20 protein-coding genes and 1 riboswitch are annotated in these 17,819 nt (G+C 62.3%); of the genes, 9 read left to right on the top strand and 11 right to left on the bottom strand.

The window, feature by feature from the left end; translation table 11 throughout:
• Nucleotides 1-42: 42 nt before the first annotated feature.
• Complete coding sequence (locus FHT78_RS01995; protein ID WP_183739817.1) at nucleotides 43-960, top strand: LysR family transcriptional regulator; 918 nt, start codon at nucleotides 43-45, stop codon at nucleotides 958-960.
• A 144-nt stretch (nucleotides 961-1,104) separates the two neighbouring features.
• On the opposite strand, the gene FHT78_RS29590 is transcribed toward FHT78_RS01995, so the two are convergent.
• Nucleotides 1,105-3,693: a helix-turn-helix transcriptional regulator gene (locus FHT78_RS29590; protein WP_183739813.1), complete on the bottom strand. Its 2,589-nt coding sequence runs from the start codon at nucleotides 3,691-3,693 to the stop codon at nucleotides 1,105-1,107.
• A 153-nt stretch (nucleotides 3,694-3,846) separates the two neighbouring features.
• Between FHT78_RS29590 and FHT78_RS01985 the strand changes: the two genes are divergently transcribed.
• The 3 genes from FHT78_RS01985 to FHT78_RS01975 all read left to right on the top strand — a co-directional run bounded on the left by FHT78_RS01985 (nucleotide 3,847) and on the right by FHT78_RS01975 (nucleotide 6,194).
• Nucleotides 3,847-4,122, top strand: a complete 276-nt coding sequence (locus FHT78_RS01985; protein ID WP_183739811.1) for a DUF4242 domain-containing protein — start codon at nucleotides 3,847-3,849, stop codon at nucleotides 4,120-4,122.
• A gap of 445 nt (nucleotides 4,123-4,567) precedes the next feature.
• Nucleotides 4,568-4,629, top strand: a riboswitch (Fluoride riboswitch).
• A gap of 76 nt (nucleotides 4,630-4,705) precedes the next feature.
• On the top strand, nucleotides 4,706-5,137 hold the full coding sequence (gene crcB, locus FHT78_RS01980; RefSeq protein ID WP_183739808.1) for a fluoride efflux transporter CrcB: 432 nt from the start codon (nucleotides 4,706-4,708) through the stop codon (nucleotides 5,135-5,137).
• 118 nt (nucleotides 5,138-5,255) lie between these two features.
• Nucleotides 5,256-6,194 carry a transglutaminase-like domain-containing protein gene (locus FHT78_RS01975; RefSeq protein WP_348644699.1) on the top strand — a complete coding sequence of 313 codons (939 nt, stop codon included), beginning with the start codon at nucleotides 5,256-5,258 and terminating at the stop codon, nucleotides 6,192-6,194.
• Nucleotides 6,195-6,335: 141 nt separating this feature from the next.
• Here FHT78_RS01975 and FHT78_RS01970 read toward each other — a convergent pair whose 3' ends face one another.
• The 5 genes from FHT78_RS01970 to FHT78_RS01950 form a co-directional block, all read right to left on the bottom strand.
• Nucleotides 6,336-7,001: a hypothetical protein gene (locus FHT78_RS01970; RefSeq protein ID WP_183739806.1), complete on the bottom strand. Its 666-nt coding sequence runs from the start codon at nucleotides 6,999-7,001 to the stop codon at nucleotides 6,336-6,338.
• A gap of 215 nt (nucleotides 7,002-7,216) precedes the next feature.
• Entirely contained in the window at nucleotides 7,217-7,939 is a 723-nt protein-coding gene (locus FHT78_RS01965; protein WP_183741808.1) for a sulfite exporter TauE/SafE family protein, read from the bottom strand.
• On the bottom strand, nucleotides 7,939-8,373 hold the full coding sequence (locus FHT78_RS01960; RefSeq protein WP_183739803.1) for a YqaA family protein: 435 nt from the start codon (nucleotides 8,371-8,373) through the stop codon (nucleotides 7,939-7,941). The genes FHT78_RS01965 and FHT78_RS01960 overlap by 1 nt, the downstream gene beginning before the upstream one ends.
• Before the next feature lie 4 nt (nucleotides 8,374-8,377).
• Nucleotides 8,378-8,656, bottom strand: a complete 279-nt coding sequence (locus FHT78_RS01955) for a metal-sensing transcriptional repressor (protein ID WP_183741806.1) — start codon at nucleotides 8,654-8,656, stop codon at nucleotides 8,378-8,380.
• 75 nt (nucleotides 8,657-8,731) lie between these two features.
• Nucleotides 8,732-10,093 (bottom strand): cation diffusion facilitator family transporter, encoded by a 1,362-nt coding sequence (locus tag FHT78_RS01950; protein WP_183739800.1) that lies wholly within the window; start codon nucleotides 10,091-10,093, stop codon nucleotides 8,732-8,734.
• A gap of 201 nt (nucleotides 10,094-10,294) precedes the next feature.
• On the opposite strand from FHT78_RS01950, the gene FHT78_RS01945 reads away from it, so the two are divergent.
• Entirely contained in the window at nucleotides 10,295-11,053 is a 759-nt protein-coding gene (locus FHT78_RS01945) for an SDR family oxidoreductase (protein WP_183739797.1), read from the top strand.
• A gap of 139 nt (nucleotides 11,054-11,192) precedes the next feature.
• Nucleotides 11,193-11,519: a hypothetical protein gene (locus tag FHT78_RS01940; protein ID WP_183739794.1), complete on the top strand. Its 327-nt coding sequence runs from the start codon at nucleotides 11,193-11,195 to the stop codon at nucleotides 11,517-11,519.
• Between the two features lie 54 nt (nucleotides 11,520-11,573).
• Here the strand turns inward: FHT78_RS01940 and FHT78_RS01935 are convergent, their stop codons facing one another.
• Nucleotides 11,574-12,641 carry a DUF4375 domain-containing protein gene (locus FHT78_RS01935; RefSeq protein ID WP_183739791.1) on the bottom strand — a complete coding sequence of 356 codons (1,068 nt, stop codon included), beginning with the start codon at nucleotides 12,639-12,641 and terminating at the stop codon, nucleotides 11,574-11,576.
• A gap of 149 nt (nucleotides 12,642-12,790) precedes the next feature.
• Between FHT78_RS01935 and FHT78_RS01930 the strand changes: the two genes are divergently transcribed.
• Nucleotides 12,791-13,237, top strand: coding sequence for a hypothetical protein (locus FHT78_RS01930; RefSeq protein WP_183739788.1), 447 nt, complete (start codon nucleotides 12,791-12,793; stop codon nucleotides 13,235-13,237).
• A 12-nt stretch (nucleotides 13,238-13,249) separates the two neighbouring features.
• Here the strand turns inward: FHT78_RS01930 and FHT78_RS01925 are convergent, their stop codons facing one another.
• Nucleotides 13,250-14,506: an MFS transporter gene (locus FHT78_RS01925; protein ID WP_183739785.1), complete on the bottom strand. Its 1,257-nt coding sequence runs from the start codon at nucleotides 14,504-14,506 to the stop codon at nucleotides 13,250-13,252.
• A gap of 69 nt (nucleotides 14,507-14,575) precedes the next feature.
• Between FHT78_RS01925 and FHT78_RS01920 the strand changes: the two genes are divergently transcribed.
• Nucleotides 14,576-15,007 carry a helix-turn-helix domain-containing protein gene (locus FHT78_RS01920; protein WP_183739783.1) on the top strand — a complete coding sequence of 144 codons (432 nt, stop codon included), beginning with the start codon at nucleotides 14,576-14,578 and terminating at the stop codon, nucleotides 15,005-15,007.
• Between the two features lie 23 nt (nucleotides 15,008-15,030).
• On the opposite strand, the gene FHT78_RS01915 is transcribed toward FHT78_RS01920, so the two are convergent.
• Genes FHT78_RS01915 through FHT78_RS01905 form a run of 3 tightly spaced genes read right to left on the bottom strand, consistent with a single transcriptional unit; the run spans nucleotide 15,031 to nucleotide 17,115 of the window.
• Nucleotides 15,031-15,363: an HNH endonuclease gene (locus tag FHT78_RS01915; RefSeq protein ID WP_183739780.1), complete on the bottom strand. Its 333-nt coding sequence runs from the start codon at nucleotides 15,361-15,363 to the stop codon at nucleotides 15,031-15,033.
• Between the two features lie 43 nt (nucleotides 15,364-15,406).
• On the bottom strand, nucleotides 15,407-15,811 hold the full coding sequence (locus FHT78_RS01910; protein ID WP_183739777.1) for an SMI1/KNR4 family protein: 405 nt from the start codon (nucleotides 15,809-15,811) through the stop codon (nucleotides 15,407-15,409).
• Complete coding sequence (locus tag FHT78_RS01905) at nucleotides 15,799-17,115, bottom strand: hypothetical protein (protein WP_183739774.1); 1,317 nt, start codon at nucleotides 17,113-17,115, stop codon at nucleotides 15,799-15,801. The genes FHT78_RS01910 and FHT78_RS01905 overlap by 13 nt, the downstream gene beginning before the upstream one ends.
• A 225-nt stretch (nucleotides 17,116-17,340) precedes the next feature.
• Here FHT78_RS01905 and FHT78_RS01900 point away from each other — a divergent pair, with 225 nt between their 5' ends.
• A complete protein-coding gene (locus FHT78_RS01900) occupies nucleotides 17,341-17,784 on the top strand; it encodes an SRPBCC family protein (RefSeq protein ID WP_183739771.1) in 444 nt (147 codons plus the stop codon).
• The last annotated feature ends 35 nt before the right edge of the window (nucleotides 17,785-17,819 follow it).

The raw sequence follows: 17,819 nt of genomic DNA, 5'->3' as shown, positions 1-17,819 counted from the left end.
CAATGTCATCTCGGATGCTGATTGATACCTCTGGAGTATCGAATGGACACACGCCATATGCGGTATTTCGTAGCGCTTGCCGAAACATTGCATTTCGGCCATGCAGCGGCGCGGGTGAACATGAGCCAACCGCCCTTCAGCCGGCAGATATCAGCCATCGAAAAGCGGCTTGGCGTCAGGCTCGTCGAGCGCAACTCGCGCAATGTGGCGCTCACGCCTGCGGGCCAGCATTTCCTTGCCGATTGTCGCGCCGTGCTTGAACGGTTCGATGCCGCCTGCCGTGATGTGCAGCTGGTTGCGAGCGGCATGAAGGGTGAGCTGAAACTCGGCTTCATGATGCATGCCGCCCATAGCGTTATCCCGGCGCTGGTGCGGCTTTACTCCGAGGCACGGCCGGATGTGAGGCTGATCCTGGAGGAGCGCATACCCACCGATATCGAGGAGATGCTGACAGAGGGCTTGCTCGATGCCGCCGTCACTTTCGGCGGCGGCCCGGCATCGCATCTCAGGACGCTGCTGCTTGCCCGCGACCGGCTGTGCCTGATCGTGCCTTCAGGCCATACGCTGGCTAAGGCCGAAGGCATCGGGCCGCAGGATCTCGCCGGCGAAAAGCTGATTGCCGCGCCCGCGACGGTGGCGCCGACCTTGCGTTCGGGGATCGGTCTCTATTGCGCGGCCGGCGGCGTCATCCCGCATTACGCCTTCGAGCCGCGCCTGCAGCACACGATCATCCGGCTGGTGCAGGAGGGGCTTGGCGTGGCGCTGATCCCGCAATCGCTGTGCAGCGATCTGGCCGAAGGGGTGGTTGCGCGGGCGATTGAGGATGCGCCGGGGTTCGATGTTGTGCTCTGTGCCTTGCGGACGGCGAAGAACCCCGCGGTGCCGGAGTTGTTCGAGGTGGCGGCGAGGGCGATCAGAGACCCCGCCCCAAACCCCTCCCCACAAAAGGGAGGGGCTTAACCTGCCGCACTGGCTTTCCAGAACTTCGACGTTTCGGAACAAGCGAGGCGGTGCCCCAGGTTAGGCCTCCCCTTTGTGGGGATGGGTTGGGGAGGGGATTTCATCTACTTTCTTCAGCTACCAATACGATAAGGCAGGCCCAATCTACCCCAGCAGCCCCAGCCTCCGTCCCTCAGCCGCCGCCTGGCCCCTGGATTTCGCGTTCAGCTTCGCCAGGATCGAGGAAATGTGGTGATCCACCGTTTTCGCCGAGACGAACAGCCGCGCGCCGATTTCGGCATTCGACCTGCCTTCGTCGATCAGCCGCAGCACGTCCATTTCCCGTGTCGTCAGGCCGGCGGCGTTGGCTTGGGTGCTTGCCCTCGGGCCGCGCGTGGCAAGCCGGCCGCTGCGTTTGCGGATCATGTCCTTCACGTGGGCGGCGACGGCGGTGGCGCCGAGGGCTTCCAGCGCCGTCAGGGCGCGGTAGAGCGCGTCGCTGTCGCCGTCGAGCAGGGAAAGGGCGGCGAAATAGGGCGCGCGGCGGTCCGTCCAGATATCGGCGGCTTCCTGCCAGCGGCCGTTGAGCATGGCGATGACGGCGGCATCACCCCCCGTGCTGTCAGCTGCAAAGCCAGTCTCGCCAAGAATATGCGCCCAGAAGCCGATCATCGAGCCGGCCGCGTCTTCGCTGCAGAGGGATGAGGCCTGCCGCAGACCGGCCAGTGCCGCATCACCGTCGGTAAGGCCAAGCCAGGCGCGCTCGGCCATCAGCGCGGCATGGGCTGACAGGCGCTGGAATTCGAAAGTGTTTGCGAGGAATTTCTCCATTTCCTGCAGCAGCGCGTCAGTGGGTTCGCCGCGCCGAGTGCGGAGCGTCGCCAGCGCCACGAGTGAGGGATAGCGGGAGAGCGCCGGGGCATTCTGGTTGTCGACCACGGCTTGCGCTGCTACAGCGGCCTCGTCCCAGCGACCGAGAAAGGTCAGCAGTTCGGAAAGCTCGCCGCGCATATAGTCGCGCCAGGTATCGAGGTCGTGCTCGATGCAGTAAGCGATGCCGCGCGCCAGAATATCTTCGGCGGCAGCGGTGGCGTGCAGCTGGATTTCCACCCAGGCGCGGTTGGTGAAGGCACGGGCCGCGTGTTCCTGAAAACCGTGGTCGAGGGCGATCGCTAAGGCTTCATCGAGTGTTTGCCGGGCGCGGTCGGGCTCGCGCCAGCAGATGGCCGTGCCGACATTGTTCAGCGCATGGCAGAGGACCTCGGGCCTTGCAATGTCTTCCGTCGTCACCAGCGCGATGGCGCGCTCGCCGTAGAGGATGGCGGTTTCCGCGTCACCAGCCAGCATGCCGAGCTGCGACAGGTTGGAATAGCCCATGGCGAGCTCGGCGGGGGCGGCTGCCTGCTCCAGCACCTCGACTGCCTCGCGCCCGAAGGCATCGGCGCCCTTGCGGTCTCCGGCGAGGTAGCTCAGCCGCGACAGCCATCGCATGTTGTCGCCGACATGCCTCATATCCCCAAGGGCGCGGTAGAGCGTGAGCGCGTTCGTCTGTGCGGTGATGGCGCGTTCCATCTGGCCGGTGAGGTGGCATTCGAAGGCATAGCTCTCATAGAGGCAGGCGCGCCTGGCATCGTCCAAAGCCGCGGCATGGCCGAGCGCCAGTTCGTAATGGCGCACCGCCTGCCGGTGGGCGCCGAGCCTGCCGGCCTCGGCCGCCGCCTTCGGCGCGAGCTCCAGGATCGCGTCTATATCCTGCGCCTCGTTGGCATGGTGGACCATGCGCGCCACGGAGGCTTCGCCGCACTGCCGGAAATAGGCGAGCGCGCGCTCGTTCAGCGCCCGGCGGCGAAGCGGCGGCAGCGATTGCTCAATCGCTTGTCTCGCGATCTCATGGCGGAACATGAACAAGTCACCAGCCGGGACGAGAAGCCCGCAAGCCGTGCAGGCTTCCAGTGCCGTGCGGGAGGCATCGCCGCAGATCGCGTCGATCAGCTCAGGGGCGAAGGCCTCGGGCGAGGTGGAGCCCGCATACAGCACCTCCCTGTCTGCCTCCGAAAGGGTATCGGCCCGCGCCAGCACGGCATCGCGGATGGTGGCCGGCAACCGGTCGCGGCTTCCGGCATCGACGAGTTCGCTGACGAAATAGGCATTGCCGCCGGTGGCGGAAAAGATCGCCTCGCCATCGAGACCTTTCTGCTGCGCAAGCTCCAGCACGGCGGCCTTAGAAAGCGGCGGCACGTCGATCCTCAGCCAATGGGCCGGCGGAATATCAGCGAGCAGCCGCCTCAGCCGCATCTGGCCCGGTGTGTCGTCGTTCCGCGCCGTCAGGACCGCGAGCAGGCAGGTATTGCGGATGCGCCGGCCGATATAGCGGATCAGGTTCAGCGTGGCGTCATCCGCCCAGTGAATATCCTCGATGACGAGAAGCGTCGGCTGGCGATCGCCGACCAGGAGATCGAGCACTTCGGAAAAGAGGGAAATCCAGTTGCCGGCCGAAACGCTGGTCAGCGTCCAGCGCGCTTCCCGCGCAATGTCGCGCCAGGGACCGAGCGGCTCGGCCGTGCCGAAATTCTCGCAGGCGCCGGACAGCACGCGTGTCTCGGCAGGGACGGCGCGGGAAAAGGCGGCCGCAAGGGAGGATTTGCCGGCGCCGGCTTCCCCTTCGAGCAGGACGAGGCGGCCCCGGCCGTCGGCGGCTTCGCGCAACAACGACTGCAGATGATCGAGATTGGGGGCGCGCTCGATTAGTCGCATGGCAAATTATTGCCAGCATCCCCAGCGGCTGGAAATAGCAGCGTGCCCAAATAGGGCGGAGAAAGGAAGAAAATGGGGAGATATCCCGATGTGGAGGCTGGCTCTTCGGCGTAGCGTCCATCCCGTCAATGCCAGCGCGAACAGGAGGTCGCCATGCCGAAATATCTCATCGAACGGAACATTCCCGGCGCAGCCAAGCTCACGCCCGAGCAGTTGCGGGAGATTTCCGCCACGTCCAACAAGGTGGTTGCCGGTCTCGACCGTCCCTATAACTGGATCACCAGCTATGTCGCCGGCGACAAGATCTATTGCGTGCATGAGGCCGACAGCGCCGAAACCGTCTACCGCCACGCCCGCGAAGGCGGCTTCCCGGCCGATCTGGTGACCGAGATCGCCTCGGAGATCGGCCCGCAAACAGCACGCGCCTGATTACCCGCGCCCGGCTGTTTGCGAGGGGCGGCGGCCGGCGCTTGCCTCGTTCCCTCCTCGGATACGTTCCGGGAGGGGATGGGGGACGGGAGGTATTCGCGAAATCGCGAGCGAGCTGAAAGGCCGACCGACACCTTCCTCATTCCTGTGCCCTCGTGTCCGCACAAGGGGTGTCCCGGAATCCAGCCTGGCCAAATTCTTGGGCAGGAAAGGCTCATTCCCACTCCCGGGACAAGTGAGCCTTTCGCCACGTCGACACGCCGCTGCTGGATCCTCCTTTGCGCCAACACGAGGGCACAGGAATGAGAGGGACGGGGGAAACGACATTGGGTCGACCCTTCACAGCATAGCAGAGCTAACCTGTGGACGAAGGCTCTTCGCCGCGACAACTCCACCCAGCCGTCCGTCTTCCCCTTGCCACCCTGCCGCAGTCTGCGCTATATATCGCGCCGATGGGGATGGAGTACCCCCGAAACCGCCGTAAAGGCTGATGACTCCTACCGTGTTCAACCGCGGTGGGAATCTGTCCGGAACCCGCTGCAGGCGGGTTTTTTGTTGCCCGCCCGAGATTTTTGGAGCGAGTATGTCACTTTATACCTGTCTCATCATTATGGCCGGTGGCGCCTTGGGCACTTTCGCCCGCTACGCTGTCTCGGTCCTCGCCATGCCGATCAGCCGCGATCTGCCCTGGGGCACGATCATTATCAATATTACAGGCTCGCTGGTGATCGGCCTTTTCAGCACGCTGACGCTCGCCAACGGCCGCTTTCCGGTTTCCGACAATATGCGTCTCTTCGTGATAATCGGCTTCTGCGGCGGCTATACGACCTTCTCCTCCTTCAGCCTGCAGACGCTCGAGTTATTGCGAACAGGTGCCGTGGTGCGGGCTTGCATCAATGTGGCAGCGTCCGTCGTGCTCTGCATCGGGGCGGTGGCTGTCGGCCATTTCATCGCGACGCGGATCAACAGCAGCGCGCCTGATGTCGCGCAGGTGGCGATCGAGGAACAGGCGTAAGGGGAGTCGCTTCACCCCCCCAACGATCTAGGGGCGGCATTCTTCTCAGGCAGTATCCCCACCGAGGCAGGTGAGTGAACTATGCCGCTGCGCACCCTTAACTGGAGCGGAACTTCCAGTGGCAGGCGCGCAATTGACAATTTTTGAAAATTTGCCCTTCTTGTCGTGTCTCAATCTCAACTGGAAAGAGACAACAATGCGCAAATCCTTCTATGCTTCCCAAAGCGTCTACTCCGAACCTGGCCCCTATCGCGAAACATTGATGGGCGGTGGCGTAGAGCCCAAATCAATTGCTCGATGGATTAGTTCATTCATGCAGCATCCTCGCGGGGCGGAGTCCGAAGAGCGAGGTTTCAAACCCGAACAGGCCGCCGATCTGGAGCTTCGTTCGGTTGAAGAGATTCTGTCTGTCGCCGTAAAACGCAATTTGCTTGAAGGCGACTGCCAACAGCACAAGGTCGGCGGCGTATGCCGGGATTTCGCTATAATGGCGGTTAGTAGATTTCGTGAGAGCGGCATCCCGGCTCGCCTTCGTGTGGGGTTTGCCGACTATCTGGTGGCCGACCGTTGGGAAGATCATTGGCTTTGCGAATGGCATGACGGTGGGCGTTGGAAACGGCTCGATGTAGAGTTTGCGGCTATCGGGGGAGTGTCTTTCGACACCTTGGATGTGCCAGACGAGCGGTTCCTGACAGCAAGCGAGGCTTGGATTCGGATCAAGGGCGACGCGGAGATGGCCTCGCGATTTGGCGTATCGAGTCTCAACCTTGGGGGAGAGTGGTTCGTCGCCGGAAGCCTGCTTCGAGAAATGGCAGCCCTGCGTAAGCTGGAACTGAAACCGTGGGATTATTGGGGTCTATCGAAGAACCTGTCCCCCGTTTCAACCGAGTTGTCGCAACAGGCGAGGACAGAGCTAGACGATCTCGCGTCACGGCTCACGACCGTCACTATCGACGGGGAGGACGAGCCGGACGCTTTAGCGGACTGGCCTTTACCAGACGAGGTTATCAGCTTCCCACAGGGAGAGGCTGTGGCTGTGGTGTTGCATAATTCCTGAGACATCGACACTTTCCCCGAGGGCCGGCGGCCGCGCGGCGACGGGCGCAATGAGGGGGGAAGAGATTATTCTGCCCGCGGGAAAACCCACGAGAGGTGCAATCGATCCGCCGGGTATGCGGCCCGGCGGATCGAGCGGCCGTTAATTCCCTGTCGAGGTCGGGGCGGAATTGGACAGGGATTCACGGATTTGGTCGATTTTGCCGTCGGCGTCTCCGACGCCGAGGATGGTCTTTGCCTCGGCGAGGGCTGCCGGGCTCACTTCGCCGGTGCGCGTTGCGGCGGCCAGCGCGTCTTCCAGTGCCGCATCGCCGAGCACCGGATCGTCGGCTGCAGGCTCGATGCCGTTATCGAGCTCAAACTGGGCATAGGCCATGGCGTAGGCGGAGATCGCCGTCATCTTCGGATCGGACGTGTGCATATAGGCCTTGTAACTCCGGTTGAGGGAGTTCAGGCCCGCAAGCTCGGAGTGAATGTTCTTTTGCTTGCTATCGTCAGTGGTCTTTTTCGCTGACAGAGATTTCCCCTTCGCATCGCCGGATTTCCCCTTCGTCGCACTGCCGGACTTCGAACCGTCGCGCAATGAACTGCCACCCTGGTTGCCGTGGTTTTCATGGCTGCCGCTTTGTCCACCGCCATTGCCGTTGCCGCCGCCGTGTCCACCCCCGCTGCCGCCGCCATTACCTCCGCCGCCGCCGTTTCCGCCGTCCTTTGCCATGGCGGCAATATCGAAGCCGGTGATCGCCAGAGGGCTGGAAGCCATGATCATTGAAAGCGCAGTTATGGACGCAAAAGTTGCAATACGCATTGGTCTCTCCTTCGCAGGATAGGTTCATCGAAAGTCATGGGATCGCCGACTCGGGAAGGCGGCCATCAGGATGACCATGATGTTAGGTGCGAATTGCAAAGCGTGCATCGGACCGAGGTCCGGCATCCGCCGGACTATGGTCCTAGAGAGCGGTAGATGGTTAACAGGTTTCGCCGACGGACCGTTCCTCAGGCATCCGGGGGAACAGTGTGATCTCAGGCAAACAGCACTTCATGAATCGCGACTGCAAGCAGTGCGAAGCCGGCGATCGCCTCGATCGATTTCGATGCAGCAGCAAGCAGTCTCGGGCGAGTCGCGAGCAGCCGGGAAAGCTGATCGCGAAAGAATACGGCCAGCAGGGCGACGACCGATAAGGTCAGGCCGACGCCGATCATCATGGTGATCGCAAAGAGAATGCCGGTTACCACCACTTGGTGAAGCATCGCGAAGGTCATGACGAAAAGCGTCAGCGGGCACGGAACGAGACCGGCAAAGAAGCCGACGGCCACGCCTTCGCCGTGAGAATGGAAATGCGCTGGGCGAAACAGCGCGCTCCACAGCATCCAGGTGCCGATCAGGCCCAGCAACCCGCGGCTGACCGCCTGCAACAGCGGCGCGGACCCGGCATCGCCGAAGGAGTGCGAGACGAGTGGCAGGGCAAGCAGGGCAATCAGCACCGCCATGCCCACATGGGTGAAAGACAGGGCAATCGAAACGAGAAGGGCGCGATGTGCCTGCATCGAAGAGCCGGCGAGATAGGTGGCAAGCACCGATTTGCTGTGGCCGGGCGTCATCGCATGGACGGCGCCGAAGGCAATCCCCATCGGCAGGAAGGCGAGGAACGGCAGCCAACCGCCGCCGGCCGCGAACGTCTTGATGTGGCCGGCGAAGGTCAGGTAGATCTCGCGCTGATAATCGATGATCGTCTGCCACAGCATCATGAAAGGCCCGTCGTTGCCGCTGCGAGAACGAGATAGCGCCCGACTTTGGCGAAAGTGACGAGCAGCAGGAAAGTCGGCAGGGGTTCGCGCAGGATGCCGGCCACCACGGTGATCGGATCGCCGACGATAGGAAGCCAGCTTGCCAGCAGCGACCAGCGCCCGTAGCGGCCATACCAGTGCTTTGCCCTGTCGAGCGCCTTGGCACCGACCGGAAACCAGCGCTGCCCGGAAAAACGCTCGATGCCACGCCCGAGACACCAGTTGACGAGGGAGCCGAGCACGTTGCCGAGGCTTGCGGCCGCAATCAGCCAGAAGACCGGGTAGTCCCCGGTCAGAAGCAGCCCGACAAGTACGGCTTCTGACTGCATGGGCAGGATGGTCGCAGCCCCGAGCGCCGTCAGGAACAGGCCGCCATAGGCTGCGAATTCCATAGGCTCAAAGATATTTGGTGATGGATTTGAATTCGTCGATCGACTGGCGCTTTTCGCGCGGCAGTGCGCCGACGGTCTCTTCCAGGCAATGGTCGAGATGATCCTGGATCAGCGTGCGCTTGGCGTTGGTAATCGCCTTTTCGACGGCGGAAAGCTGCTGGGCGATATCGAGGCAGGGCTTGCCGCTTTCGATCATCGCGATAACGCTCTTCAGATGCCCCTCGGCCCGCTTCAGGCGCTTGACGATCTCGGGATGGGTCTCATGTGTGTGTGGTTCGCTCATCATATCCATGTCATGTCCCTCCGGCAGTGGAGGCGGCCCGACTTTACGCTCCGGACCGCCGCACCTGCAAGTCAGTCAGTGATGGTGACCTTCCGGCTCTTCCATGCGGAAGGGCAGATCGACATTGCCGCGATCGGAGGTGAGCTTCAGCACCGCGTCGAATTCATGCGGCTCGGCCGGCGCTTTGAGGCTTTGCAGCGCATGATGGTCATCCGGCGAGGCGACGAGCGGCAGCACTTCCAGCCCGTGGTCGCGTTTGATTTCGACTGTCACCTTGAGGCCGGGCGCGTGAGTGGCCACCGCAAAGCGCATCCGCTCGCCACGGGGCGTGTCGATGATTTCCAGCAGGCCGGTGGCAATCTCACAGTCCACCCTGAAGGGATCGGGTGCGTGGTGATGGCCGTGGCCATGATCATGCGCCGCGCCCGCAGGCTCGATGCCGTAATCGTCGAACTGCACGGTCGCATTGCCGAGCGAGGGAAGATGCGCCTGCAACTCGCGGCGCAGGCTTGCGGCAATGGCATTCGCCTCTGACAGCGACTTCAACGGATCGACGGAGATGACGATATCGGTGTGCAGCTTGTGGCCAAGCCAGCGCGCCTTGACGTCGACGACACGGTCGATGCCCGGCACATGCTCCGCTGCATGGGTAATCTCCTCGGAAATACCCGGTTCGACGCCATCGAGGCTGCGGGTGATGACGGCGCGCGCCGACTGCCAGACGATGCCGAAAATGGCGATGGTGATCAGCAGGCCGATGATCGGATCTGCCAGCGGGAAGCCCATCCACACGCCGAATGCGCCGAGCACCACGGCGAGACTGGTCAGGCCGTCGGTTCGGGCATGATAGCCGTCGGCAATCAATGCGGCACTGTTCATCTCGCGACCGACGCGGATGCGGAAGACCGCAACCGCCTCGTTTCCGATGAAGCCGACGACACCGGCAATGGCGACCGCCAGGATCTGGGTCATCGGCTGCGGATTGATCAGCCGGTCGATCGCCTCGTAACCGGCGACGAGCGCGCTGAAGAGGATGATCAGCACGATGACGAGGCCGGCATAATCCTCGACGCGGCCGAGACCGTAATTGAAGGTCTTGGTGGCGGGACGGCGCACAAGCGAGAAGGCGATCCAGAGCGGGATCGCAGTCGCGGCATCACCGACATTGTGGATGGTATCGGCAAGCAGCGCGACGCTGCCCGAATAGAAGACGACGATCAGTTGCAGGACGGCGGTAATGGCCAGAATGACGAAGGACCACTTGATCGCCCAGATGCCGCGTGCGGACGAAGCAATGCTGGGATCGACGACGCCATGCGTATGGCCGTGGCCGCCTTCGTCATGCACCCCATGACTGTGCCCGTGAGATCCGTGGGCATGCGAATGACCGTTGGCGGCTTGCCCGAAGCCAAACCATTCCCTGACTACCGAAAGCATGTGCCGCTCCGTTATTGAAGATCGCTATCACCTATCCCCCAGGATAGGATATGGCAAGCGTAATGATTGCGAGACTGAGCGGCAGCGAAGAGGGGTGCCCCGGGCGCTTGCGTGATTACTCTCCATCCGATCTGGAATCGGGTGGCTGCCGGTCTCCCTATTTCCTACCCCTCCATGACCATCAATAAAGGAGGTTTGGACATGGAACTGGAAGACAAGGTCATCATCATCTCCGGCGCAAGCAGCGGCATCGGAGCCGCTGCCGCCCGGCTGTTTGCGGCCAAAGGCGCAAAGCTCGTGCTCGGTGCGCGCCGCGAGCAGAACCTCGCGGAGCTTGTTTCCGAGATTATCGAAATGGGCGGCATGGCTGTGTCCCTGGCCGGTGATGTGCGCGATGAGGCCTATGCGCAGGCTCTCGTCGATCGGGCGCTCGATGCCTACGGCAGGCTCGACGGGGCCTTCAACAATGCCGGTGTCGTCGGCGAGATGGGTGCGTTTACGGACATGAGCGCTGCCAATTGGGAGACGGTGATTTCCACGAACCTGACGAGCGCCTTCTTTGCGCTGAAGGCACAGCTCCCGGTGATGAAGGCGCAGCGCAGCGGCTCGATCGTCTTCACCTCGTCCTTCGTCGGATACAGCAATGGCGGCTTGCCCGGCATGGGGGCCTATGCGGCCTCCAAGGCCGGCCTGATCGGCCTCGTGCAATCGGTCGCCGCCGATTACGCGGCCGATGGCATCAGGATAAACAGCCTGCTTCCCGGCGGAACCATCACACCCGCCGGCGGGGAGAATAATCCTGAATTCCTCGATTATATTTCCGGCCTGCATCCGATGAAGCGGATGGCGACGGCTAAGGAGATCGCGCAGGCGGCACTCTTCCTGCTGTCGGACCAGTCGAGCTTCATGACCGGCAGCCCGATGATCGTCGATGGCGGCATGTCGGTTCGGCTGCTTTAGCAGACGTGGCCTCGGGCGGTGTTGCGCCGCCCGAGGCGGCGAATTTCGCGGCCGTTCCAGAGGGGCACCAGTGCTTCACGACGGGCTCAATTCCTGACATATTTGCAGAGGGACAGCTAACCGTCGTGGATAATGCGCCATGAACTCGCAGACACGTGAAAAAAGCAACCTGCGTGCACCTACCGGGTCCGTTACAGGGCTTTGCTCTGCGTCCGCCACCATGTTTGCGGTCGGAATGGCCTTTCTGGGTTACTGGGGGGTCTATGAACAGGGGAGCTGGCGTGCTGTCGATTATCTTGTGATGATCGTCGCCGTCATCGGATTTGCAGCACTTGGCTGCGTTCCCTGGATTGTGACCACACCCGTCGCAGAGGATGAGGCAGACAAGGTCGCCGTTGCCAGGCGAGCGATGGCACTCGGGACGGGGTTAATCTGGACGGCCGTCTGCATTACCGTATTTGCCTGAGTTGCCCTGCGTTACTCCATATGATTGGCGGCTAGCCTTCGAAGTATTTCCGGCCTATCGCGGCAGCAGGTTTTCGCGTTTGGCGAGCGTGATCAGGGCAGGCGTTATTTCTCCGTCGTCGACCTCATAGGTGAGGGCGGAGAGGGCATCATCCCAGGGCCCCCATTCGCCGGCAAAATTCAATACCCGCCGTTTCTGGGTATCGGTCGGATACGGCTTGCTGAACATGTCGATGCCGCGCTCGATAACATCGGCATGCTTGGCCAGTCCGAGCTCTCGCAAGGCGACTGCGACATCGGGGGCATAACGGCCGGACGAATTGGAGAAGAACTGGTGGACGCCGCCGTTCAGCATCTCGGCGTTGAAATAATCGACGACGTGGATCTGCTTCAGCGCTTTCGGGAGGCGATCGATCTCGGCATCCTCCATCTTGTTGAGTTTTCCCGTCAGATAGCTGAGCCGGTCTTCGTCATCGATCTCGGCGCGCGCCCTGGCGGCCCATTCGACAAGCACAGGGGTGCGCTCGACATAGTTGCGGATGGCGGCCGGAAGCTCGGTCATCTCACCGAAGGCGGCGTCGAGCGCCGCAAAATCGGCGTCCGCATTTTGGGCCGCGAGATCGCGCTCCGCGGCGAAGGCCTCAGCCTGCCGTGTCAGGCCGGCCGCTGTCAGCCCTTTCAGCACGGCATCGGCGTTGCGTGCCGGATCTGATTTTTCGGTCATCGCGGTCATCTCGTGGAACGTATCCTCGCTGACGGACTGGCCCTGCGCGACCAGCAGTTTCTTGGCTTCCTCCGTGATCTTGCGCCCCTCGGCGACCGTGGTGAAGAAATGGTGCAGCCCGCTGCCCGGCGCCACGTAGTGCAGATACGAGAGCCAGAAGAGGTTGCGCACATCAGGCTCCAGCCGGCCGATATCGGCCAGTATCGGCCCCTTGTCGTCATCATATTTCACCCGCATGATCTGCGGCAGGAAGGTCGTCTCGATGACGAATTCGGTGGACATGGTCGTCAGGGCCTGCAAATCGCGCGCCTCCGGTTGCGTTTGATCGGATGCCGCGGAAGCTGTGGCTACGATCGCACTGGTAAGCAGGGCGGCGAGCAAAACACTGGCATATTTCATGGATATTTTTTCCCGTGGCGCTGGTAGATTTGGCGGACTACCTGCAGAGGTCAAGCCCGGCGGACACGCAGGGAATGAGGTCACCTACCTCTCCCGCCGAAGGGCGCACCGCATCATGACGGGAAGTTCGCTTGGAGTAGGCTGAACAGATGGCGCTCATGAAGAATGTTCTTGGTTTTGTCGTTGCGATCATAGTTGTTTTTGTTTTCACGAACGCTGGCCTTGGGCAGATCTCCACTCAGTCCTCCAATGCCTTGGCGGCTGCCAATGATCGGAGTACCGGCGTCATGGTGCAAGGCATCGAAGCCGATGATCTTCGCAGCTTCAACCTTCGGATCGGTGTGGCGCCAGCCGATTTTGCCGCGGGTCGTCATGCCGTTATCAGCCGGCAGGTGGCCGATGCGCTTGCCGTCAAGGTCGGTGATCGGTTCCTTCTGATTGACCCTCGAGGCGCGCGGGCACCGTTTGGTGCTGTGCCAAGAACGACGACCTTTAAGGTCGCCGCGGTCGTGGAGTTCGCGCCATCTGCCGACGCGACCATTACAGTTTACGTCTCGCGCAAAGCTTTTGAAGAGTTATCCGGCGGTGCGCCGTGACGTGACTGGATATCAGCCACCGGAAGCAGTCGTGGTCGACGTCCGTTTGAAGGCGCCCGCGAAGATGACTGCCATGGCTGATAGCATCAGCCCGCCGGCAAGCAGGAAGGTCAGCCGCATACCGGCCGAGATGGCTTCAGGTGCGGCATGGATGAAATCCTCCGTGCCGGCGCCGTAGGCGAAGACGGCGCCCATGAGGGATGCGCCCGACATCAGGCCGATATTGCGCGACAGGCCGAGCAGGCCGGAAGCTGTGCCGCGCCGCTCCTTCGGCACATCGGCAAGGGCTGCGGTATTGTTGGCGGCCTGGAAAAGCTGGTAGCCGGGCGTCAGTACGATGATGGCGGCAATATAGCCCGCGACATCCAGTATCTGCGGGAGGATCGCCAGCAGGAAGGCGCCGGCGGCGAGCAGGGCAAGGCCGATCGAAAGCACGGCGCGCGCGCCCCAGGCATCGACCAGCCGGCCTGAGGGCACGCCGCTGACGATGGAAATGACCGGACCGACGGACATGACGAGGCCGACGACTGCGGGTGTCAGGCCAAGCGCCAGACCGAGATAGAAGGGACCGACCACCAGCGTCGTCATCATCACGGCGGCCACCACGATATTGACGATGAGATTGGGGAGGAGGCGCTTTTCCATCACGGCAAGCATACCCGCCGGGCGCACCTTGCCCCTGGCGCTATCGACGGGCAGCGTCGCGATCGCCAGGATCAGCACAAGTGACGCCAGCGGCACCTGCACCCAGAAGATGCCGCGCCAGCCGGCAAGCGGGATCAGCGCGCCGCCGAGCGAGGGCCCGAGCGCCGTGCCGAGCGCGGAAACCGTGCCAAGCAGGCCCATGGCGCGGCCGATGCGCGCCTCGCTTGCGGTCTCGCGCATCAGCGCCATCGAGATCGTCATCAGGAAGGCAGCACCGATGCCCTGAACGGCACGCGCCGCCATCAGCAGCGGCAAATCGGGTGCGGCAGCCGAGAGCAGCGAAGCCATGGCAAAGAGGATAAGGCCCGCAAGCTGCATGCGCTTCAGCCCGTAGAGATCGCCGAGCCGGCCGGCGATGACGACCGAAATCGTCAAGGCTGCGAGATAGCTGACCACGACGCCCTGCACCTCAGCGAAGGGCGCCGAAAAAGCTTTCGCCAGATCGGGTAGGGCGATGTTGGCGATGCTGGTGCCGAGCGAGGCGAGCAGCATCGAAAGCGACAGCGTCAGCGTCACGCCCCGTCTTTCCGTTTGCTCCGATCCTGTCATTTCTGCCTGTTGCATATCGATACCCTCTTGCTTGAAATGTCGTTCAAGCGCAGGCTACGAATTCAAGCCGACTTGAGGTCAAGCATGAAATTTCTGGATATCGGAGAAGTCTCCGCACGGAGCGGAATCAAGCCTTCGGCGCTGCGCTACTATGAGGAGATCGGGCTCATCACCTCGGTCTTCCGCCATGGGCTGCGCCGCCAGTTTCCGCCCGAGGTGCTGTTGCAGCTGAAGCTGATCGCCATGGGCAAGACAGCCGGATTCTCGCTCGAGGAAATATCGGGCATGTTCGGCAAGACAGGGGCTCCGGACCTGCCGCGCGCCGTGTTGCATCAGAAGGCCGATGAGATCGATCGCCAGATCCGGGAGCTGACGGCGCTCAGCGACACGCTGCGCCACGTCGCCGAATGTTCGGCACCCTCGCATATGGAATGCCCGACCTTCCGGCGGCTGGTCGAGGTTGCGGGTAAGCGAGCGGGCGCGGGCAAGGGCAGGCGGGCAGGCAAGGTCCAGTAGGGTCGGGCGACGGCTTGTATGGCTCACTCTCGCCGGCGCTTGCTCCGCCGCGTGCCATCATAAAATCCCGGCTGCTTCTTCCTCACCCAGGCGACGAAGGTCTGGATGGCGGGATGGGCAAGCAGAGCCTCGACGGTCGAGTAGGACTGTTCCAGCTCCGCTTCGCTGAACTGCGCATGGATCTGGCGATGGCAGATGCGGTGCAGGACCTGCGTCTCCCGTCCGCCGCGGCTCTTCGGCACCAGATGATGCTCGTCCCGCTGCTCGGCCGGAACGACCCGGCCGCAGAGCGGGCAGATATCAGGCGTCGGCGCCTCATACCAGGAGATGACGTCTCGGTTTCTCTTTCGCGCCATCAGGCAAGATTAGCCGCAAGCCGGACCGGCAGGCAACGGGCCATTACCAGCCGTCGCCGCGCTCGATCGCCGCGATGAATTCCTCGAAGGAGCGGCCGAGAATACGCACCTCGTTTGCCCAGTCTCCGGCAAAGACGAAGGGAATGGAAATATAGTCGCCCTTGACGAAACCATAGGCGGTCGGCCCTCCGTTCGAGCCGATCAGCAACTGGTCGTCGCGGAATTCGAAGATCTCGTAGCCGTCAGCGCCGGAGAGTTCCGCCGCGCTCCAGAGGATCAGATAGCCCTGGCCGATTTCGCCGTTGAAGCCGTTGGAGGCGGCGAGGAAGGCCTTGATCTCCTCCGGCAGGGTGATCTTCAGCTTCGCCTCGCAGGCGGCGATCTCGGCCGGGCTTGCGCCCGGCAATTGGCAGCCGTCGCCAAATTTCTCCAGCATCAGCACGCCCATTCGAGCTTCATCTCCTTGAGGTCGATCTGGGCGATGCCGTCGCCAAAATTGAAGCTGCCGAAGATTTCCGAAATCTCGATGTAATAGGGCGAGAAATCGGGATAGCCCTGCATGGGAAACATCGTGCCGCCGAGATGGGCATGCCAGTCCTGAAAGCGGTCCAGCCTCAGTTCCTGGCCTTCCTCCGAATAGGCGGCGATATAGCCGCTGAGCTCATTCTCGTGGCTGAATTCGCGCGCCGGCCTGCCGACATTCGGATCGCCCTCGCGCAATGTGATCACGACCGGCCAGCCGTAATCGAGCGCCTCGCGGCCGGGCAGGTTCTTCCAGCCGTTCTGAGGACGGGCTGCTGCCAGAAGCTCGTTGACGGCAAGTCCGCCGGGCGAAAAGACGTTCTTTGCCTGCTGCTCGGCCGCCGTCCTCGGCAGGTTGAATTCGCCGAAATAATCGAGCGGCGATTTCGAAAGCCAGCCGGGAACAGGGGCGCCTTCGATCTCCGGTGGGACGCCGAGCGGAGCTGCAAGCTCCTCCTCCGTCAGCCAGAAGAGAACATAGTTGTTGTCCATGAATTCCATGTCGAAGCGGTGAGGATCCGCGCGGCGTGCGCCGCCGGCTCCGGCGTTCCTGCTTGCCGGCGGCGTTTCCCATTGTTCGTCGACGAAGAGCGAGATCGCTACGTATTCATCACCCTGCGTGCGGTATTGCGGCGGCAGTTTCACTGTGAAGGCGTGGCGAAGCGGCATGCCATTGGTAGCGCTGATCGGCCATCTGTCGCCATCGATGCCGGGCGGGCGGCCGTAGCACCAGCCATTCTTCGGGCGGCGGGCGAGATTGACAGGGTCGGTGAGCGTCAGGTCATAGGCCTCGGTAAGATCGGGATCGGCATATTTATAGGGCCGCTCCGGATAGACCGCCGTCGGGTCCGTGAGGCTGATCATCCTGACGACGTTCTCCCTGATGGCGACGCCGAGATCCAGCGTATCCGACAGGTGCATCTTCAGGTTGGTCCAGCCATATTTCTCCCTCTCGTCGGAAATGCGTTCGGCGCCGGGATAAAGCCGATGCAGCTCGTCGGCCGGCATTCCCATCGTGACACCATGGATAGGGGGAAGCTTGAAGGGTGCTCGAAAATAAACCTCGCCGAGCCTGCCATCGGCGGTAATGCGCGTGCCGAATTCCTCGACATGCAGACGGCCTTCCGCCTGGATGCTCGGCTCCTCCCAGCTCGTCCCCAAAGCCGCCTTCAGCTCCTCCACGGATACACCCGGCTGCATCGGCGCCAATTTCGCATTGTCTATCGGCATGCGCGTCCTCTCTCGCTGATCGTCCCGCGCGAGAAATAGGACGGGTTGGAGACAGGGCAATGACCTGGCGGCAGGTTGGGAATATGTTTGTGCGGTCGTCTGTTTCGGAAGGCCGCTCCATGGTCGGCGACAGGGGAGAAGAAAAAAATCAATCGCGCTGTCGGATCGGCAGAAGCCGGCCCGTCCTAGAGGCATTGCATAAGTTCAATCCGAAGGAGGATCATCATGCCGAGCACAATTCGTCTTCACCGCGTCCTGGCAACCACACCGGACAAGGTCTATCGCGCCTTCCTGGAAGCGGATGCCGTGGCCAAATGGCTTCCGCCCAACGGCTTTACCTGCACGGTTCACCATCTGGAGCCGATCGTTGGCGGAACGCACAGGATGTCTTTCCGCAACTTCACGACCGGCCACAGCCATTCCTTCGGCGGCGAGTATCTCGAACTCGTTCCCGGCCAGAAGCTTCGCTACACCGACAAATTTGACGACGCCAACCTGCCCGGCGAGATGGAGGTCACCGTGACACTGACGAAGGTCTCGGTCGGCACCGAAGTCGATATCGTGCAGGCCGGCGTCCCGGATCTCATCCCGCCGGAAGCCTGCTATCTCGGCTGGCAGGAATCGCTGCGCAATCTCGCACGTCTCGTCGAGCCCGATATCCAGCAGTAAGCCCGACACTTGTAGATTACAACGACACCTTGGAG

The organism is Rhizobium sp. BK196, assembly GCF_014193255.1.
Lineage (GTDB): Bacteria > Pseudomonadota > Alphaproteobacteria > Rhizobiales > Rhizobiaceae > Rhizobium.
This window is presented reverse-complemented; position numbering and strand designations above follow the sequence as displayed.

What these genes read in the sequence shown, in the direction of transcription:
- FHT78_RS01995 (WP_183739817.1), top strand. Translation starts at nt 43, where the DNA reads ATGGACACACGCCATATGCGGTATTTCGTAGCGCTTGCCGAAACATTG.
- FHT78_RS29590 (WP_183739813.1), bottom strand. Translation starts at nt 3,693, where the DNA reads ATGCGACTAATCGAGCGCGCCCCCAATCTCGATCATCTGCAGTCGTTG.
- FHT78_RS01985 (WP_183739811.1), top strand. Translation starts at nt 3,847, where the DNA reads ATGCCGAAATATCTCATCGAACGGAACATTCCCGGCGCAGCCAAGCTC.
- crcB (WP_183739808.1), top strand. Translation starts at nt 4,706, where the DNA reads ATGTCACTTTATACCTGTCTCATCATTATGGCCGGTGGCGCCTTGGGC.
- FHT78_RS01970 (WP_183739806.1), bottom strand. Translation starts at nt 7,001, where the DNA reads ATGCGTATTGCAACTTTTGCGTCCATAACTGCGCTTTCAATGATCATG.
- FHT78_RS01965 (WP_183741808.1), bottom strand. Translation starts at nt 7,939, where the DNA reads ATGCTGTGGCAGACGATCATCGATTATCAGCGCGAGATCTACCTGACC.
- FHT78_RS01960 (WP_183739803.1), bottom strand. Translation starts at nt 8,373, where the DNA reads ATGGAATTCGCAGCCTATGGCGGCCTGTTCCTGACGGCGCTCGGGGCT.
- FHT78_RS01955 (WP_183741806.1), bottom strand. Translation starts at nt 8,656, where the DNA reads ATGAGCGAACCACACACACATGAGACCCATCCCGAGATCGTCAAGCGC.
- FHT78_RS01950 (WP_183739800.1), bottom strand. Translation starts at nt 10,093, where the DNA reads ATGCTTTCGGTAGTCAGGGAATGGTTTGGCTTCGGGCAAGCCGCCAAC.
- FHT78_RS01945 (WP_183739797.1), top strand. Translation starts at nt 10,295, where the DNA reads ATGGAACTGGAAGACAAGGTCATCATCATCTCCGGCGCAAGCAGCGGC.
- FHT78_RS01940 (WP_183739794.1), top strand. Translation starts at nt 11,193, where the DNA reads ATGAACTCGCAGACACGTGAAAAAAGCAACCTGCGTGCACCTACCGGG.
- FHT78_RS01935 (WP_183739791.1), bottom strand. Translation starts at nt 12,641, where the DNA reads ATGAAATATGCCAGTGTTTTGCTCGCCGCCCTGCTTACCAGTGCGATC.
- FHT78_RS01930 (WP_183739788.1), top strand. Translation starts at nt 12,791, where the DNA reads ATGGCGCTCATGAAGAATGTTCTTGGTTTTGTCGTTGCGATCATAGTT.
- FHT78_RS01925 (WP_183739785.1), bottom strand. Translation starts at nt 14,506, where the DNA reads ATGCAACAGGCAGAAATGACAGGATCGGAGCAAACGGAAAGACGGGGC.
- FHT78_RS01920 (WP_183739783.1), top strand. Translation starts at nt 14,576, where the DNA reads ATGAAATTTCTGGATATCGGAGAAGTCTCCGCACGGAGCGGAATCAAG.
- FHT78_RS01915 (WP_183739780.1), bottom strand. Translation starts at nt 15,363, where the DNA reads ATGGCGCGAAAGAGAAACCGAGACGTCATCTCCTGGTATGAGGCGCCG.
- FHT78_RS01910 (WP_183739777.1), bottom strand. Translation starts at nt 15,811, where the DNA reads ATGGGCGTGCTGATGCTGGAGAAATTTGGCGACGGCTGCCAATTGCCG.
- FHT78_RS01905 (WP_183739774.1), bottom strand. Translation starts at nt 17,115, where the DNA reads ATGCCGATAGACAATGCGAAATTGGCGCCGATGCAGCCGGGTGTATCC.
- FHT78_RS01900 (WP_183739771.1), top strand. Translation starts at nt 17,341, where the DNA reads ATGCCGAGCACAATTCGTCTTCACCGCGTCCTGGCAACCACACCGGAC.